Below are 17,015 nucleotides of genomic sequence, written 5' to 3'. Positions count from 1 at the left end.
GGCTTTTTATTTCAGCTCGACGACGGTGACGCCGGTGCCTCCTTCGTTGTAAGCCCCGTCCCGGAAGCTTTTGACATGGCGGTGGCGGCGCAGATAGTCCTGGATGCCGGAGCGCAGCGCTCCCGTGCCTTTGCCGTGAATCAGATACACCTGCGGGAAATTTGCCAGGAACGATTCGTCCAGGAACCGGTCCACCTCGACGATCGAATCTTCGATGTTCTGGCCGCGCAGGTCCAGCTCCAGCCGCGCGTTGTCGTCCCGGGTGCGTTTGACGCCGGTAACGGTTTGCTGCGGCGCGGGCTTTTTCTTCTGGGAGGACGCCGTCTTGACCGACTCCAGGTCGGAGACCGGCACCTTCATTTTCATGATGCCGAGCTGGACGGTCGCTTCTCCGCCGCCGATCTCAACCACATGGCCGCGCTGGCCGAATTTGGCCACCATAACCTCGTCTCCGGGCTCGATTGCCTTTTCTTTCTTGACCGGCGGCTTGCCCGGACCGCTCTTCGGCGCCAGGTCGGGCACCGCTTCATCCAGCCGGCGGCGGACGCCAATGATCTCGTGCTCCTTGATGCGGCCGCCTTCCAAGGCCATCCGCCGAAGCTCGGTCACGATCTCCTCCGCTTCCCGGCGGGCTTTGGCAACGGCGGCCTCCGCTTCCTGCTCGGCCTGGGCCAGCAGCCGGCCGCGCTCTTCGGCGAAGCGGCGCTCCTCGTTTTCCAGCTTGCGGCGCAGCGCCTCCACCTCCGCCCGGAGCTTCTCGGCGCTGGTGCGCTCCGCTTCGGCGGTCAGCCGGTTTTCCTCCAGCGTTGCGATCATCGACTCGACGCGCTGGTCCTCCTCGCCGACCTGGCCGCGCGCATGCTCGATGATCGAGCGGGACAGCCCGAGCCGCTCCGCAATCGCAAACGCGTTGCTTCGGCCGGGTATGCCGACCAGCAGCCTGTAGGTGGGGCTGAGCGTGTTGATGTCGAACTCCATGCTGGCGTTGACGACGCCCTTTTTGTCATAGGCGTAAGCCTTTAACTCGCTGTAGTGGGTAGTCGCGACCAGACGGCAGCCCATCGAATGGATGTATTCCAGAATCGCGATCGCAAGGGCCGAGCCCTCCGCCGGGTCCGTTCCGGCCCCGACCTCGTCCAGCAGCACCAGGCTTTTCGGCGTCATGCCGCGCAGGATGGAGATGATGTTGGTCATGTGGCTGGAAAAGGTACTGAGGTTTTGCTCAATGCTCTGCTCGTCCCCGATGTCCGCATAAATGCCGTCAAAGACGCACATCTGGCTTCCGTCCTCCGCCGGGATGAACAGGCCGGACATGGCCATCAGACTGAGCAGGCCGATCGTTTTCAGAGTGACTGTTTTGCCGCCCGTATTCGGCCCCGTCACAATGATGGCGCTATACTGGTTGCCGAGCTCAACGTCGAGCGGCACGACGTTATCCCGGGTCAGCAGCGGATGGCGGCCTTTTTTCAGCTTGAGGAAGCCCCGGTCGTTCATGACCGGCAGCGTTCCTTTCATGGTGCGTGCCAGCGTAGCCTTGGCAAAAATAAAGTCCAGCTCGCCGAGAACGTCCAGGTTGGCTTCGAGCGGCTCGGCGAATTCCGCCACCATGGCCGACAGCATCTGAAGAATCTTCTCGATCTCGCGCTCTTCCTTCAGCTTCAGCTCGCGCAAACGGTTGTTCATCTGCACGACGGCTTCGGGCTCGATGTACATGGTCGCCCCGGAGGCCGACTGATCGTGCACGATGCCGCCGAAATGGCTGCGGTATTCCGCTTTAACCGGAATGACGTACCGGTCTCCGCGGATGGTGACCAGGTTCTCCTGCAGCATTTTCTGCACGGACGGGGTGCGGATCATTTGATCCAGCCGTTCGCGAACGCGCGCTTCGCCGTTGCGCAGCTCTTGGCGCGTCCGGTTGAGCTCGGGACTCGCTGTATCCATGACGTAAGCCTGTTCATCGATGCATTCAAGAATGCGCGTCTCCGCCTGTCGGTCCTCGCTGATCAGCTCGGCCAGGTCGGCAAGCAGCGGAATCGGGTGATCGGAATGGACGGTCTCCAAAAACCGGCGCAGCCGTCGGCCGCCTTTCATCGTGGTGGCGATGTCGAGCAGCTCGGCCGGATTCAGCATGCCGCCAAGCTTGGCCCGGCGCAGGGCCGGACGGACATCGCGGATGCCGCCGAAGGGAGCGCCCCCCTTGAGCCGGTCGACCGCAAACGCTTCGTCGGTCGCCTGAAGGCGCCGCTTGACCTCTTCCAGCACGCCGCTCGGGCGGAGCGCTTCCGCCCGGGTTTTGCCCAGGCTAGTTGCGGCCCGTTCCGTCAGGGCGTCCAGAATTTTATGAAATTCAAGTGTATTTAAAATTTTGCCTTCCACTTTGATCCTGCTCCTATCATGGTTCGTTACCGCCTCTATTATATCCAAAGCCCGCCGGATAAGCTATTCGAGCGTTTGACTATAGCGGAATATTCCCGGATATAAGCCTGGACCGCCTCATGTCCAGGAGCCGGTATCGGCAAAAGCTCGGCGTTTCCGCTCCGCCGCAAACGCCTCCCCGGTTCATAACCCGGCCAACTCGGGAAATACTATCCGTATGTCCTTACAGGGAGGAGGTAATCCGCATGCGTATTCTGGGCGCAATCGTCCGTTTTGTGGTCACCGCCATTGTGTTGCTCGTCACCGCATGGCTGGTTCCCGGGTTCCGGGTCGGGGGCTTCGGCAGCGCACTGCTGCTGGCCCTTGTGGTCGCTCTGCTCGGCTGGGTGATCGAAAGTCTTTTCGGAAAAAATGTCAGTCCCTTCGGCCGGGGAGTCGTCGGATTTCTGCTCAGCGCGCTGGTGATCTACGTCAGCCAGTTTATCGTCGGCGGTATCCGCGTGACGCTGCTCGGCGCACTGCTTGCGGCGCTGGTTATCGGCATCATTGACCTGTTCGTTCCCATTGCCGGCATCGGAAAACGGAACGGGACCGAAGGAGCACGTTAAAGCGGAATTTCGCTGCCGCCTGCCGGCGGCAAAAAACCGGCGGCCTGGACATCGGTCCAAGCCGCCGGTTTGCTTTGCATCCGGAGCTTCACGCATTCCGCTTTCTGGCGGAGGAGTCGGCTTCAACGCCGGTTAACCGGTTTTCCCGATAACCAGCGACAGGAGGCCGGCCGCGATCAAAGGCCCCACGGGAACGCCGCGGAACAACGCGACGCCAAGGACTGTCCCGATGAGCAGTCCCGCAACGATAGTGGGCTGATTCCCCATCAGGGCGACGCCGCGGCCGCCCAGGTAGGAAACGAGCACCCCGGTTGCGACGGCGAGCAGCGATTTCCAATTGGTGAAGGATTGCAGCATATCCTGCGGCGACAGCTTGCCGTTTGCGATAGGGGACATGACCCCAATCGTCAGGATCACAATCCCGACGGTTAGGCCGTGTTTCTCGATCCAGGGAAACGCCTGGTTCAGCGGCGTGAGCCGCACCAGCAGCAGAACGACCATCGCCACCGCGACGGACTGGTTGCTGCTGATCAGGCCGAGCGCGGCGAAGATCAGCAGCACGACGGCGGTTATGTCAATGTTGGCCAAGCGGATTGCCTCCTTTCGATCTCGGTTTCTTGCCGGAGGACGGCCTTATCGAACACGAAAAACCCCCGTGAGGGGGTTCCCGCACCGAACATTATTTTCGGCCCGCTTCCTCGGTGGATTCTTCCATGACCAGTTCGATCCACTCATTATACTCTTTTTTGAGCATTTCATACTCCTGCTGCAGCTTGGCGTATTCCTGTTCCAGCGGTTGGTCCGCCGAAACGGATCTGTCCTCCCGCTCCTGCCGCAGCGCGGCGGCCAGTTCTTCGGCTTCGCGTCTCGCTTCCGCAATGGCGGCCTCCGCCGCCTCCAGCCGGTCTTCGGCAGCGGCCAGCTCGCGCTCCTTGACGGCAAGCCGCTCGGCCTCGTCGGATTCGCTTTGGCGTACGGCCGCCAGTTCTTCGTCGAGCCGTTTCTCGCGTTCGGCCGTCTTGTTCAGCTCGCTTCGAAGCGACAGCAGGGCGTACTCCAACCGGTCCTTCTCTTCCGCCCAGCCCGCCTGGAGATCGCCCAACCGGCTTTCCGCCTCGGACAGCCGGGCAAGCAAAGCTTCCTGCTCCGCACCCAGCCGGGCCGCTTCGGCTTCGCGCGCCGCCGCGACCTGCTTGGCGGTTTCGCTCTCCAGCTCGCGGAACATCGCGTCCGCCTCCAGATCGGCGCTCTGCCGCAGTTTAGCCAGCTCGCGCTCACGCTGCTCCGCAAGCGCCGCCTCGCGCTCCGCCAGCTCGCGCTCACGCTGCTCCGCGAGCGCCGTTTCGCGCTCCGCCNAGCTCGCGCTCATGCTGCTCCGCAAGCGCCGCTTCACGCTCCGCCAGCTCGCGCTCATGCTGCTCCGCAAGCGCCGCCTCGCGCTCCGCCAGCTCGCGCTCACGCTGCTCCGCGAGCGCCGCTTCGCGCTCCGCCAGCTCGCGCTCATGCTGCTCCGCAAGCGCCGCTTCACGCTCCGCCAGCTCGCGCTCATGCTGCTCCGCAAGCGCCGCCTCGCGCTCCGCCAGCTCGCGCTCACGCTGCTCCGCTAGCGCCGCTTCGCGCTCCGCAAGCTCGCGCTTGTGCTGCTCCGCGAGCGCCGCTTCGCGCTCCGCCAGCTCGCGCTCATGCTGCTCCGCTAGCGCTGCTTCCTGCTCCGCCAGCTCGCGCTCATGCTGCTCCGCAAGCTCGGCCGCTACCCGCGCCTTCTCTTCCCGCGCGGCGTCGCGTTCCTCCTCCAGCCGGACGGCATCCGCGAGCATGGACGCCTGAACGCGCTCCAGCTCCTCCGCCAAAAACAAATCTTTACGCTCCAGCTCTTCTTCATGCTCGCGCTTCAGCCTGGTTTCGCGTTCCGCCTGTTCGCTGCGCAGCCGTTCCGTTTCTTCCACCAGATACCGTTCGGCTTCGTCCAGCCGCCGCTTCCATTCCTCCGCATCGGCAGCGTGGGTTTCCTGCAAGCGCCCGGCGGTTTCCGCCGCTTCGCCGCGCAGGCGAATCAGTTCCTCGGCCTGCGCGCTTTGCATTTCCCGAAGCTCCGCCGCATGGGCTTCCTGCAGCTTCCGCAGCTCGCCGGCATGGACTTCCTGCAGGCGGCGCAGCTCTTCGCGCCGCTCCTTCTGCAAGGCTTCGCTTTCCGCGCTTGCCGTTTCACGCAGCTTGGCCAGCTCGGCCGCATGCGTTTCCTTCAGACGGCGGACTTCGCCCTCCTGCTGCGCCCGGTAATCCGCCAGCTCCTTGCGGGCCTTCTCGCCCGCTTTTGCCAGCTCGTCCGCTTTTGCGGCCGTCTGCTCCAGCTCCTTGCGCAGCTTGCCCGCTTCGTTTTGTGCGGCGTTTGCTTTATCCTGCAAGGCTTTGCGCTCCTGCACAAGCGAATTGCGGACGCTTTCGTGCTCTTTGATCCGCTCGGCCGCTTTTTGCGCCTCGCGGTTTTTCTCTTCCAGTTCCTTCTTCAGTCCGGTCTTCTCCGCGTCCAAACGCTGGCGTTCGGAGGACCACTCGGTCCGGGCGCGGGAGAAGCTTTCCGCTTCTTCCCGCCGGACCTGCTCCAGTTCCCGGAATTCTTTGTCCCGCGCTTCAAAGGACTCGCGCAGCCCATCGTATTGATCGGCCTTTTTGCGAAGCTCCCGTTCCAGATTGCCGAGCCGCTCCGTTTCCGCTGCAAGCCGTTCCAGCTCATCCTGGATTTTGATAAACTCATCCGCTATGTTGACAGCCGCCAAAACGGCAATCTTCGTCGTATCCAGACGCTGATTCGTATGGGCGATCTGCTGCATTTGTTCATTGACCCGGGCCGCGACCCTTTTCATATAGGCGGGACTTGAGGTGCCTTTCAGGCGGTACTGCGTCCCGTAGATATCGACCGACAGGCGTGTCGTTTCTTCCTGGCTCATGCATAAACCTCCTCCCACGCTTGTTTACGTATTCGCGAAAAGCCGTCCTGTTCCTGCTACTTTCGAAGCTCCGCGCCAAAAGTTTGTTCCAGCGCCGCCAGCACCTTCCCGTGGGCTTCGGTTACTTCCTCGTCCGTCAGCGTCCGTTCCGGATTGCGGTAACGGAAGGTAAGCGCCACGCTCTTGCGGTCTTCTCCGAGGCGTTCTCCGCTGTAGACGTCGAACACGCCGCTCGACTCCAGCAGTCCGCCCGCGACTTTCCGCGCTTCGGCAAGCAGCTCGCCGGCCGGAACCGTCCGGTCCACCACGACGGCGATGTCGCGCGTAACCGCCGGGAAACGGGGCAGCGTGCGGTATTCAATCGTACCGCCCGCGAGTCCGATCAGCGTTTCCAGCTCGGCTTCGAGCACATACGTTTCTTCCAGGTCCAGCTCGCGCTGAAGGTCCGGATGCACTTGGCCGATCCGGCCGATAAAGGCCTCTTCCCCGTTCCGCACGGCGGCGATTTCCGCTGTCCGCCCCGGATGCAAGCCCGGCACGGAGACGCCCCGGTACCGAACGCCTTCGACGCCAAGCGCTTCCGTCACCTTTTCGAAAATGCCTTTCAAATCATAGAAATCCACCTTTGCGGCTTTTTCCGCCCAATGCTGCGGCGTCCGGGTTCCGGTCAAAAGAACCGTCAGAAGCAGCTTTTCCTTGGGCTGGCGGGTGAGCGTTTCTTCGTCGGTTATAAAGACGCGGCCGATTTCAAAAAGGGCGAGGTCGGCATTGTTGCGGTTCCGGTTATACCGGGCGGCCTCCAGCAGCTGCGGCACCAGGCTGGTGCGGAGCACGCTGCGGTCCTCGCTCATCGGCAGCGCCAGCCGGACCGGTTTGGCTTCCTCGTATGCGCCGGGAAACTGTTCGTGCTGTTCCGGCTGCGTCAGCGAATAGGTAATTGCTTCGTTCAGGCCGCTGTCCGTCAAAAGGCTGCGGACGCTGCGGACAAGGCGCTGGGATCGGGTGAGCGAACCCGGCGTGGTGACGCCGACCATCAGAGTCGTCGGGATGTTGTCATAGCCGTACAGACGGGCGATTTCCTCGATCAGGTCGACGTCGCGGGCGATGTCCCCCCGGCGGCCGGGAACCTTGACCAGAACAGTGTCTTCTCCCGCTTCTTCATAATCGAAATGGAGGCGGTCCAGCACGTCCTGGACATCCCGGAACGAAAGCTCCATGCCGAGAAGCCCGTTGACCTTGGCGAGCGCAAGCGGAACGCGTTGCTGCTCGTAGGGGCGGGCCTTGGCTTCAACCGTTCCGGCGGCGGCTTTCGCTCCAGCGTAGCGGCACATCAGGGAAGCGGCCCGGTCCAGCGCCGCGATAACGGCTTCGGGGTTCACTTCCTTTTCAAAGCGCAGGCTGGCTTCCGAACGGAGGCTCAGCTGGCGGGAGGTGCGTCGGATGGAGGGACCGGCGAAATGGGCCGATTCCAGGGCGATGCGCGCGGTGCTTGCCGTAACCTCGGAGTTTTCACCGCCCATGACGCCCGCGATTCCGGCCGGCGTCGGGCCGTCGGTGATCAGGAGCATCGAGGAAGCAAGTTCCCGGTCCACGCCGTCCAGCGTCACCAGCCGCTCGCCTTCGCGGGCCATGCGGACTTCGATGCGGCCGCCCGCCAGCTTGTCGGCGTCAAAGGCATGAAGCGGTTGACCGTATTCCAGCATGACGTAGTTGGTAATATCGACCACATTGTTGATCGGCCGGATGCCGCCGGCCATAAGCCGGTACTGCATCCAGAGCGGGGATGGGCCGATCTTGACGCCTTCCAGCAGGCGAACCGCATAATGGGGGCAAGCTTCCGGCGCGCTGATGTCCACCTTGAGCTTATCCGCCGCCGGGGCGCCTTCTTCGGCAAGCCCCTCCTGCGGGTCTGGCAAGCGCACCTCGCGGCCGAGAATCGCCGCAATTTCATATGCGACGCCGAGCATGCTCAGGCAGTCCGAACGGTTCGGCGTCAGGTCAAGCTCCAGCACCTCGTCGTCAATGCCAAGCACGTCGAGAATATTTTGTCCGACAGCGGTTCCCTCCGGGAGAACCAGAATGCCTTCCTGCACTTCTTTCGGAAGGTAGCGGTCGTTGATACCAAGCTCTTTGGCAGAGCAAATCATGCCTTGGGACTCGACGCCCCGCAGCTTGGCGCGTTTGATCTTCAAGCCGTCCGGCAGGTTGGCGCCGATCAGGGCCACGGGGACCGTTTGCCCCTCCGCCACATTCGGAGCGCCGCAGACGATTTGCAGGTCCTCGCCCGTCCCGGCGTCCACCGTGCAAACGTTCAACTTGTCCGCGTCGGGGTGCTTCTGTCTGGCTTTGACGTAGCCGGTCACCACGCCCTGCACGCCTTTGTTCAAAGCTTCCACTCCGTCTACTTCCACGCCGCTGCGAGTCAGCTTTTCGGCCAGCTCTTTGGCGCTATAGCCCGTCAAATCGACGTATTCGGATAACCATCGGTACGATACTTTCATGCTTGGCTCACGTCCCTAACGTTGGATTGGTTGCATATAGACAAGGCCTCCTCGGGCCTCCTGATTCGTGCTTCGAGTGCGCATTGCGCTCTGTCACGCGGCGGACAGGCTTGCAGCCGCCGATCTCGCCTGCTTCTTACTTTTGGGTAAACTGCCGGAGAAAACGCAGATCGTTGCCATAGAAATGGCGGATGTCGTCCACGCCGTACTTCAGCATCGCGATCCGTTCGGGACCCATCCCGAATGCAAAGCCGCTGTATTCCTCGGGATCATATCCGCTCATGCGCAGCACTTCGGGATGCACCATTCCGGAGCCGAGAATTTCGATCCAGCCGCTGCCTTTGCAGGTCCGGCAGCCTTCACCCCCGCACATCATGCAGGAAACGTCGACCTCCGCGCTCGGTTCGGTGAACGGGAAAAAGCTCGGGCGAAGCCGGATTTTCACGTTCGGCCCGAACATTTCCCGGGCAAATTGGAGCAGGGTGCCTTTCAGGTCGCTCATGCGGATGTTTTTGCCGATTACAAGCCCTTCCACCTGCGTGAACTGGTGAGAGTGGGTCGCGTCGTCCTCGTCCCGCCGGTAAACCTTGCCGGGGCAGATGATTTTGACCGGAACCGCGCCTTTGCGGCGTTCCATGGTGCGCACCTGCACCGGAGAGGTATGCGTACGAAGCAGCAGCTCCTCCGTCAAATAAAACGAATCCTGCATGTCGCGCGCCGGGTGGTTTTTGGGAAGGTTCAACGCTTCAAAGTTGTAGTAATCCTGCTCGACTTCCGGGCCTTCCTCAACCGTGTACCCCATGCCGACGAAAATATCCTCGATCTCCTGAACCACCTTGCTGAGCGGATGCGCCGCTCCGGCCGGCGCCGGCCGGCCCGGCAGAGACACGTCGATCGTTTCCGATCTCAGCCGCTCCTCCGTTTCCCGGCGCTGCATGTCCGCCTGGCGTTCCTCGAGCGCCTGCTCGATGGACTGGCGCACCTCGTTCGCCACCTGCCCGATCAGCGGGCGCTCCTCCGCGCTGAGCGCGCCCATGCCGCGCAGGATTTCGGTCAGCGGTCCTTTTTTGCCGAGGTACTTGACCTTGAGCTCGTTCAATTGCTGGATGCCCTTAACGTCCTTCAGCTCGTTCAGCACCGTTTGCTTCAGTTCGATCAAACGTTCCTTCATCATGATTCGTCGCCCCTTTTAGCGGTGTATGGCAAAAGCAAAAAGGCGACCCCGTCCCGTAAGGGACGAAATCGCCGTGGTACCACCCTTGTTTAAGCATGCGGCGCCTCGGCCGGCGTACGGCCGGTAACCGCGTTCCCGCCGGAATGGCGCAGGAATCCGCTTGCTCGCTCTGTCGAATAACGGCTCGTAACCGGTCGGCTCTACTGCGCGGCTTTCGAATCGGGGCGAACGGCCGGACCGTGCGGCAGCGCCGCCGGCTCCCTACCGTTTCCGCCCGCAAGCGGCGGTTCAAGGGACTGCTCCGGAGCGAACTTCAGCAGCCTGATTCCCGAGAAACGCTCTCAATCTCCGGCGTTTCCTCCCTGTCGCGAAGCACTGCTTACTCTTCTCCATCATGGCATTTAAAATGTTACCGCTTATTATACGCAAACCGGATGCCGGCTGCAAGGTGCGGCGACGCTTTTTGCCGGATCGAAGGCAGGCCGCGAGTGTACCAGTGCTAATCCGTTAGCCCTATTTCCTCGTTTTCCCTCACAGATGACGAAGCGAAAAATGCCAGTTATGACAAAGCCTCCCGATTTCGCGCAGCGCACGAAGCCGGGAGGCTTTTCCTTGCCAACCTTTTATTTTTTGCAAAAAATTATCGTTTCGTTACGCCTGATCCCACAGCCGGCGGACGTTTGCCAATCCGATCCGCGTTCCTTCGCGGCAAGGCTCCATCCCCTCGAATTCGACGGAAAGATAACCGTCGTACCCCGAGCCTTTGAGCACCTTGAAAACCTGCGCCATCGGAATATCCCCGTTGCCGACAATTGCGCCGCGCAGGTAATTGCCGGACGTTGTGCGGAACCAGCCTTCGCCCGGCTCCGCGGCTGCGGGGCGCAGATAAAAGTCTTTGATATGTACCATCGATGCGTACCCGATGTTGTTCTTGACGGCAGCCACCGGGTCTTCGTCGGCGCACATGAAGTTGCCGATGTCGAGCGTTGTTTTGAAATTCGGCCGGTCCACCGCATGCAGCAGCGCTTGTACGCGGTCGCTTGCCTGCAGAAAATAACCGTGGTTTTCCACGCTGGTCACGATGCCGGCTTCGGCGGCGTAATCCGCTACCCGGCGGCAGCCTTCGGCCAGCTTCGGCAGCCGGTTCAGAAAGTTGCGAATCGACGTGTCCGGGTGGCTGGCCACATCATGCCGCATCAGCTTGACGCCAAGTCCGCGCGCGACGTCCACTTCTTTGAGCAGCCGTTCGACCTCCCGCTCGAAGTCCTCCTCGCTGTCCACCGCCAGGTTGCCGCCGGTCGCATAGTTGGAAAGGGCGATCCCTTTCGCCTCGGCCCGCTTCCGGATTTGCTCCGTCAGCTCCGGCTGCCCGGCCAGATTCAGGCCGAGCGACACAATCTCGGCGTGCTCCGCGCCGGCTTCCGCGATCCAGTCGATGACGCCGAGAATATCCAGTTCCCCGTTTTGCATGGCCTTGTACAAGCTGTAGGTGCTGATGCCCGGTTTCATAGCTTGACTCTCCTCCTGTAAGCTGCCCGTTTTCAGCTTCCCTTTCGGGGCGTTAAAGCAGCCTCTTCCCCACCAGTATACCCGGATGCCCGCCCCGGGGAAAGCGCCTTCCTGGCAGATATGCCGGATATGCCCAATCCGGCGGAAAAACCGGCCGAAAGCAGAAAAAAAGCCGTCCGCTATGAACGGAACGGCTTGTTTGTCCGGGAAGGGCGGCCGACCAAGGCACGCTTTAGCTTGCGCGGTTAGACGCCCGGCCGGTGCGATAAGCCCCGTCTGATCCATAGGACGCTTCGGCCTCGCGGCAATACGCTTTTCAGTCTGCACCGTAAAACGCTCCCTGTGCGATCAACGGCGCGCCGCTTCCGTTATTTGCGCAAGTGGTACGGCACGGTGGCGATGACGATGTCTTTTTGGGCAAAGAGAAAAGCGCGGATCAGCAGGCTGGTCTGGTTGTGAAGCAGATTTTGCCACCAGTGCCGCGTGATAAATTGCGGAATCAGGATGGTGATGTGGTCCGTTTCGGACGTTTTCCACTCCACCGTGTCAATAAACCGCAAAAGCGGACGGATGATGCTCCGGTACCGGGAGCGCAGCGTGATCAGGCGGATGCCCGGGTCCCACTCGGCCCACTTTTCCTCCATGCGGCGAATTTCTTCCTCATCGAACCCGACGTAAACGGCGACCACGTTTTCCGTCAGAGAGCGTGCGTAGCTGATCGAGTTCAGCACAACCCGCGTCACGCCGGCCACCGGCACGATGATGGTGCTTCCTTTTATGACGGGTTTGTCGGTCTTCAGGTTCAGCCGCAGTTCGTCTGCGATGTTCGCGTAATGCCGGCGGATGCGCACAAACAGGTAGATGACGGCGGGCAGGAATACGAAAACGCCCCAGGTATGGTCAAATTTCGTGATGATGAAAATCAGGGTGATCGTAAGCGTGGTCAGCATGCCGATCGTATTGACGACGAATTTCAACGTCCAGCCCGGGGGACGGAGCTTCCGCCAGCGGAGCATCATGCCGAGCTGGGAAAGCGTAAAGGGAATGAACACGCCCACCGCATACAGCGGAATCAGGCTTTCCGTATTGCCGTTAAACATAATGACCAGAAGCGCGGAGAAAACGCCGAGAAAAATGATGCCGTTGGAGAAGCCAAGCCGGTCTCCGCGAACCTGAAACGCATGGGGCAGAAATTTATCCTTTGAAAGCATAAAGGCGAGCAGCGGAAAAGCCGAATATGCGGTGTTTGCCGCCAGGAACAAAATCAGCGCCGTAATGCCCTGAATCCAGTAATACAGGACTCCGCGGCCAAAGGTGGATTCGGCGACCTGGGAGACGACGGTGCTGGTCGGATTGGGCGCGATCCCGTTCCAGTAAGCCAGCAGCGTAATGCCGAGGAACATGAAGCCAAGGATAAAGCCCATCATCATGAGGGTCTTGGCGGCGTTTTTTTCAGACGGCTGGCGAAAATTCGGAATCGCATTGGAGACGGCCTCGACGCCGGTCAGAGCCGAACAGCCGGAGCTGAACGCCTTCAGCAGCAGGAACAGGCTGACGTTGGACACCGCGGAGCCGAACTCCGGCACATGCCCTTGCGGGCCGACGGTGAGGTATTTGATCAGCCCCGCCACGATCAGCACGGCGATCGACCCGATAAACAAGTACACCGGGATCGCCAGCACGCTGGCGGATTCGGTGGTGCCGCGCAGGTTCATGATGGTCAAAAACAGAATCATGGCAATGGCGATGTAAACCCGGTAATCGTGCAGCTGCGGAAACGCGGACGTGATCGCGTCCGTCCCGGCGGACGAGCTGACGGCAACGGTCAATATGTAATCGACCAGAAGCGATCCCCCGGCGACCAGGCTGGTGTACGTCCCGAGGTTGTCTTTGGACACAATGTACGCCCCGCCCCCGGAGGGGTAAGCGAAGATGGTTTGACGGTAGGAGACAACCAGAATCACCAAAAGGGCCAATACGGCAAAGGAAATGGGCACCGAATACCACGCGGCGGCAAAGCCGGCGGCCATCAGCGCGATCAATATTTGCTCCGTCCCGTACGCGACCGACGACAGCGCGTCGGACGAGAGGACGGCAAGCGCCTTAAGCTTGGATAATTTTTCAGCTTCCAGATCCGTCGACTTCATCGGACGGCCGATCAGGAATCGTTTGAGCTTGCTGGCCAAACCAATCACACCTTTTCTTCAAATAAAAAAACACACAGATTTGTCCTGCATGTTTTTGTCTTCCAGCGAGCCCCGGCGGGCGACATGGACGATAACTACCTGCAATTCCAGTTCACAGATGCTAATTATAAGTTCCCCCCACGGCGGCGTAAATATCCCGCTTCGGCCAAAAAGGGCGGCTGCAATTGAAAAAAACTGGAATCCGCCTTCTGACGCGTCCCTATCTGTGCCGTGTTCATTATTTCACAATGGGGCTTCGTTTTACGCGAAAATTGGGAGGCGGCTATGTCCGATTGGTGAAAAGGGAAATCGTCGTCTCGGTCTATGACTTGGACGGAACGGGAAACGACACAAAACAATTATATTCTTATCTTTCAGCAGTATCGGTAGAGCAAGCGAAAACCGCACGGATTGGTACACTGCAAAATACGTGAAGCGATAAAAGCCTCGCCCTCCGAAATCCATCGAAGGGTGAGGCTTTTCTTGTTTTTAACCGTGACATCCGCCTCAACCGGCAGAAAGCCGAATCAGATACGAAACGACCGCCGCATTCCAGACCAGCAGAAGCGGAATGCCGACGCGGAAGCTCAAATGCAGCGTTTTGTGGCGGAACCGGTACATGCCGAACAGCACGCCAAGCGCGCCGCCAATGAGAGCGACGCCAAACAGGCGAGCCTCCGGAATGCGCCGTTTGTTCCGGCGCGCGCGGGCTTTGTCATTGCCCATCATGGCATAGCCGAGCGCGGAAAGCACGGCAATGTAGATGATTAATGCGGTTTGCACCCGTCCCCCTCCTTTTGGCTCCATTATAAGGGCTCCTGCCGGAAACGGACAACCGTCTCCTGTTGGCTTGAGCGGATTCGGCCGTTTTGGAAAAGCGGACCGAATTGTGTATCATGATAGCGGAAGCCATCATCGAAGGAGGAATGACAGTTGAAATACCGCAGACTTGGAAAAACCGGCTTGAAGGTTTCCGTGGTTGGCGTCGGCACCTGGCAGTTCGGCGGGGAATGGGGCAAAGCCTTTTCCCAGTCGGAAGCCGACCGAATCCTGGGACGGGCCAAGGAACTTGGCATCAATCTGATCGATACGGCGGAATGCTACGGCGACCATCTGTCGGAATCGCTGATCGGAGGCTTTCTCCGCGGCGACCGGCGCGAGGATTGGGTCGTTGCCACCAAATTCGGCCATCATTTTCACGAGAATTTTACGCGCACGGATTCGTTTGGCGCCGAGGAAGCCGTCAAGCAGCTGGACGCATCCCTGAAGGCGCTGGGCACCGATTATGTGGACCTGCTGCAGTTCCATTCCGGCCCGGACAGCGCATTCGACAACGACGAATTGTGGGAAACGCTGAACCGCCAGGTGGAAGCCGGAAAGGTCCGTCATCTGGGCATTTCCATCGGAGCGAATACCAACGTGCATCAAACGTCCGCCGCGACACGCGTCGGCGCGTCCGCCATCCAGGTGGTATACAACCGGCTGGAGCGTCAGCCGGAGGAAGCCGTTTTCCCGTCGTGCCTGGAGCAGGATTTGGGCGTGCTGGCCCGGGTTCCGCTTGCAAGCGGGTACCTGAGCGGAAAGTACAAGCCCGGCGCCACCTTCGGCAAAGACGACGTGCGGCATCGCCACGACCCGGAACAAACGGCCGAAAAGCTCCGGCAGGTAGATGAAATCCGCCGGAACGAAGTCCCGGAGGGCACGGACATGGCCCGCTGGGCGCTGGCCTGGTGCCTGAAGCACGACGCTGTAACCGCGGTAATTCCTGGCTGCAAGGACGAAGCGCAGGTGGAAGCGAACGCGGCCGCCGTGGAGCTGCTGAGCGACAATCACCCGCAGGCTTGGAAGAACGTCACGGAATCCAACGCGTGACAGGAAAGAATCAAGCGGGTCCCCGCTTGAGATAGTTTAGCGGTACATAGCAAACCCCCGGCTCTGGTTCGCCGGGGTTTTGTTGTTCTTTTGAGGCCTTTTGAGCCTTATGAGCCTTTATTGAGCTTCGTTCCCATACGTTCGGATTACCTTTAGCGTAATGGTTCGCCGTAGAAAACATGAAAATGACGATGCTTTGAGTCCTGGTACTTTCCTAAATTGGTCGACACTCTGCAAGCTCCATACTCAGACTGCACTTGTGACGCCACCTTTTTACAACGTCCCATCAACTCAATCAAGAGTTCCTTGTCGCCTTGCTCCAGTGTTAGAAGCGACGAGATCTGCTTCTTAGGAATCGCAACCATGTGAACGGGATAAAACGGGCGAGTATGGTGATATGCCAAAACGTTGTCCGTCTCAAGTACTTTTTGAACAGAAGTATGACCGATTGCTGAAATAAAAATCGCCGCGTGCGCGGATAATCCATGTTTTCTAAGCGATATCTCCATGTTATCCCGCCGAAAAAGGCGGTAAGATGGCAAAAGATCGGCTTTCGTTTGCGAAACATCAAGCAGATGCAAAGCAGAAAGGTCCGGTTCCCACCAACATGAAGCTGACAACCCGAATCTACCTGGATGCCGCGCTGCAGAACACGAAAAGCGTCGCCTTCTTCACCTTCCTGCCGGTGCTGATCGTCCGGCTGGGCGCAAGCGATTTCCAGGTCGCCTTGTCCAACTCGCTGCCGCCGCTCTTTTCCGCTTTGTCGCTGGCCTTTATCACCCGCCAATTTCCGGTTACCCGCGGGGTCTATTTGACGGCGGGCTATGTCCGCCAATTCGCCTTCCTCAGCATGGCGCTGGCGGTTATGCTTCCGAACCCTATTCCGTTTATCCTCGCTTTTTGGGCGGTGAACGCCATGTCCGTCATGGTCACCAGCGCACAGCAGCCCGCGATATTGCGCCGCCATGTGGAACCGGGACGGTTTCCGCAAATATTCAGCACCAACAAGCTTATCGGCATCGTCATTGTCGTGCTCGGCAGCCTGGGAATCGGCAATGTGCTCGACTTGACCGACCGCCTTTTTCCCTATAACTATATGATTTCCATGCTGGTCGGCTGTTTGGCCACGTTTGCCGGCATGAACCTGATCGCCCGGCTCGCTCCGAACGAAAAGCAGCGGGTTCGGCTGAAAATGGTGGTCCCGTTCCGGGAATGCGACCGGCGCATGTGGTGGATGGCGCTTAACAACATCGGCATCACGATGGTCGGGCCGCTGTTCACCCTTTATCACGTGAAAGCGCTGGATCTCTCCAACGCCCAGATCGGTTACTTTGTCGTCGCTTCCGGCGTGGTGTCCGCCGCCTTCCTGCCGCTTGCCCGCAAATGGATGGAGCGCTTCGGGTCGATGAACATTTACACGCTGGCCGTTTTGGGAATGGCCGTGGCGATCATTCCGTACGGGTGGATCAGCCAGTTCTGGCTCCTGATCATCGTTCAAGCCTGGATCGGCGTCTGTTCCTCCGTCTTCGAAGTATCTCAGCAATCGGTCATGATGGACGAGGCCGGCCGCCATAAAAAAGAAATGGACTACTTCTCCGATTTTCAACTGCTAATGAACGGAGGCAGCGCGATCGGGGCGCTCGTCGCCGGGGTGTTGGTCTCTTTCCTTCCGCTATGGGCGTGTTTTGTCATTGTGGCCATGGTGCGCTTTGCCTTTCTTTGGCTTCCCGGCTTCCGTCCGGCCAGCGCCGGTGCGGTGCCCGGCATTCGACCGAACCGTCCGCGCGCCGCCGCGGGCCGGGATTAGTCCGCCTGAGCTGCGAGCTCCGGCGACTGCTTTC

The 17,015-nt window shown here is 60.1% G+C and carries 12 protein-coding genes; 3 read left to right on the top strand and 9 right to left on the bottom strand.

What is annotated here, in order from left to right; translation table 11 throughout:
• Positions 1 to 6: 6 nt before the first annotated feature.
• Positions 7 to 2,376, bottom strand: a complete 2,370-nt coding sequence (locus AC6I6H_RS07030) for an endonuclease MutS2 (protein WP_497953030.1) — start codon at positions 2,374 to 2,376, stop codon at positions 7 to 9.
• Positions 2,377 to 2,621: 245 nt separating this feature from the next.
• Between AC6I6H_RS07030 and AC6I6H_RS07025 the strand changes: the two genes are divergently transcribed.
• Positions 2,622 to 2,984, top strand: a complete 363-nt coding sequence (locus AC6I6H_RS07025) for a phage holin family protein (protein WP_497953029.1) — start codon at positions 2,622 to 2,624, stop codon at positions 2,982 to 2,984.
• A gap of 132 nt (positions 2,985 to 3,116) precedes the next feature.
• Here AC6I6H_RS07025 and AC6I6H_RS07020 read toward each other — a convergent pair whose 3' ends face one another.
• From AC6I6H_RS07020 to AC6I6H_RS06990, 7 genes are all read right to left on the bottom strand, one after another.
• Positions 3,117 to 3,563: a DUF441 domain-containing protein gene (locus AC6I6H_RS07020; protein WP_497953109.1), complete on the bottom strand. Its 447-nt coding sequence runs from the start codon at positions 3,561 to 3,563 to the stop codon at positions 3,117 to 3,119.
• A gap of 740 nt (positions 3,564 to 4,303) precedes the next feature.
• Positions 4,304 to 5,932 carry a cell division protein ZapA gene (gene zapA, locus AC6I6H_RS07015; RefSeq protein ID WP_497953028.1) on the bottom strand — a complete coding sequence of 543 codons (1,629 nt, stop codon included), beginning with the start codon at positions 5,930 to 5,932 and terminating at the stop codon, positions 4,304 to 4,306.
• 56 nt (positions 5,933 to 5,988) lie between these two features.
• The gene (gene pheT / locus AC6I6H_RS07010) at positions 5,989 to 8,433 is read right to left on the bottom strand and encodes a phenylalanine--tRNA ligase subunit beta (RefSeq protein ID WP_497953027.1); all 2,445 of its coding nucleotides are present in this window, start codon (positions 8,431 to 8,433) and stop codon (positions 5,989 to 5,991) included.
• A gap of 136 nt (positions 8,434 to 8,569) precedes the next feature.
• Positions 8,570 to 9,604, bottom strand: coding sequence for a phenylalanine--tRNA ligase subunit alpha (gene pheS / locus AC6I6H_RS07005; RefSeq protein WP_497953108.1), 1,035 nt, complete (start codon positions 9,602 to 9,604; stop codon positions 8,570 to 8,572).
• A gap of 654 nt (positions 9,605 to 10,258) precedes the next feature.
• Positions 10,259 to 11,116, bottom strand: coding sequence for a sugar phosphate isomerase/epimerase family protein (locus tag AC6I6H_RS07000; protein WP_497953026.1), 858 nt, complete (start codon positions 11,114 to 11,116; stop codon positions 10,259 to 10,261).
• A gap of 368 nt (positions 11,117 to 11,484) precedes the next feature.
• Entirely contained in the window at positions 11,485 to 13,302 is a 1,818-nt protein-coding gene (locus AC6I6H_RS06995; protein ID WP_497953025.1) for an APC family permease, read from the bottom strand.
• Positions 13,303 to 13,809: 507 nt separating this feature from the next.
• The gene (locus tag AC6I6H_RS06990) at positions 13,810 to 14,085 is read right to left on the bottom strand and encodes a DUF1294 domain-containing protein (RefSeq protein ID WP_497953024.1); all 276 of its coding nucleotides are present in this window, start codon (positions 14,083 to 14,085) and stop codon (positions 13,810 to 13,812) included.
• A 150-nt stretch (positions 14,086 to 14,235) separates the two neighbouring features.
• On the opposite strand from AC6I6H_RS06990, the gene AC6I6H_RS06985 reads away from it, so the two are divergent.
• A complete protein-coding gene (locus tag AC6I6H_RS06985; protein ID WP_497953023.1) occupies positions 14,236 to 15,174 on the top strand; it encodes an aldo/keto reductase in 939 nt (312 codons plus the stop codon).
• 152 nt (positions 15,175 to 15,326) lie between these two features.
• Here AC6I6H_RS06985 and AC6I6H_RS06980 read toward each other — a convergent pair whose 3' ends face one another.
• Positions 15,327 to 15,683, bottom strand: a complete 357-nt coding sequence (locus AC6I6H_RS06980; RefSeq protein ID WP_497953022.1) for an HIT domain-containing protein — start codon at positions 15,681 to 15,683, stop codon at positions 15,327 to 15,329.
• A 98-nt stretch (positions 15,684 to 15,781) separates the two neighbouring features.
• Between AC6I6H_RS06980 and AC6I6H_RS06975 the strand changes: the two genes are divergently transcribed.
• A complete protein-coding gene (locus AC6I6H_RS06975) occupies positions 15,782 to 16,981 on the top strand; it encodes an MFS transporter (RefSeq protein WP_497953021.1) in 1,200 nt (399 codons plus the stop codon).
• Positions 16,982 to 17,015: the final 34 nt, after the last annotated feature.

Source organism: Gorillibacterium sp. sgz306347 (assembly GCF_059735245.1).
This window is presented reverse-complemented; position numbering and strand designations above follow the sequence as displayed.

What these genes read in the sequence shown, in the direction of transcription:
- AC6I6H_RS07025 (WP_497953029.1), top strand. Translation starts at nt 2,622, where the DNA reads ATGCGTATTCTGGGCGCAATCGTCCGTTTTGTGGTCACCGCCATTGTG.
- pheT (WP_497953027.1), bottom strand. Translation starts at nt 8,433, where the DNA reads ATGAAAGTATCGTACCGATGGTTATCCGAATACGTCGATTTGACGGGC.
- pheS (WP_497953108.1), bottom strand. Translation starts at nt 9,604, where the DNA reads ATGAAGGAACGTTTGATCGAACTGAAGCAAACGGTGCTGAACGAGCTG.
- AC6I6H_RS07000 (WP_497953026.1), bottom strand. Translation starts at nt 11,116, where the DNA reads ATGAAACCGGGCATCAGCACCTACAGCTTGTACAAGGCCATGCAAAAC.
- AC6I6H_RS06980 (WP_497953022.1), bottom strand. Translation starts at nt 15,683, where the DNA reads ATGGAGATATCGCTTAGAAAACATGGATTATCCGCGCACGCGGCGATT.
- AC6I6H_RS06975 (WP_497953021.1), top strand. Translation starts at nt 15,782, where the DNA reads ATGAAGCTGACAACCCGAATCTACCTGGATGCCGCGCTGCAGAACACG.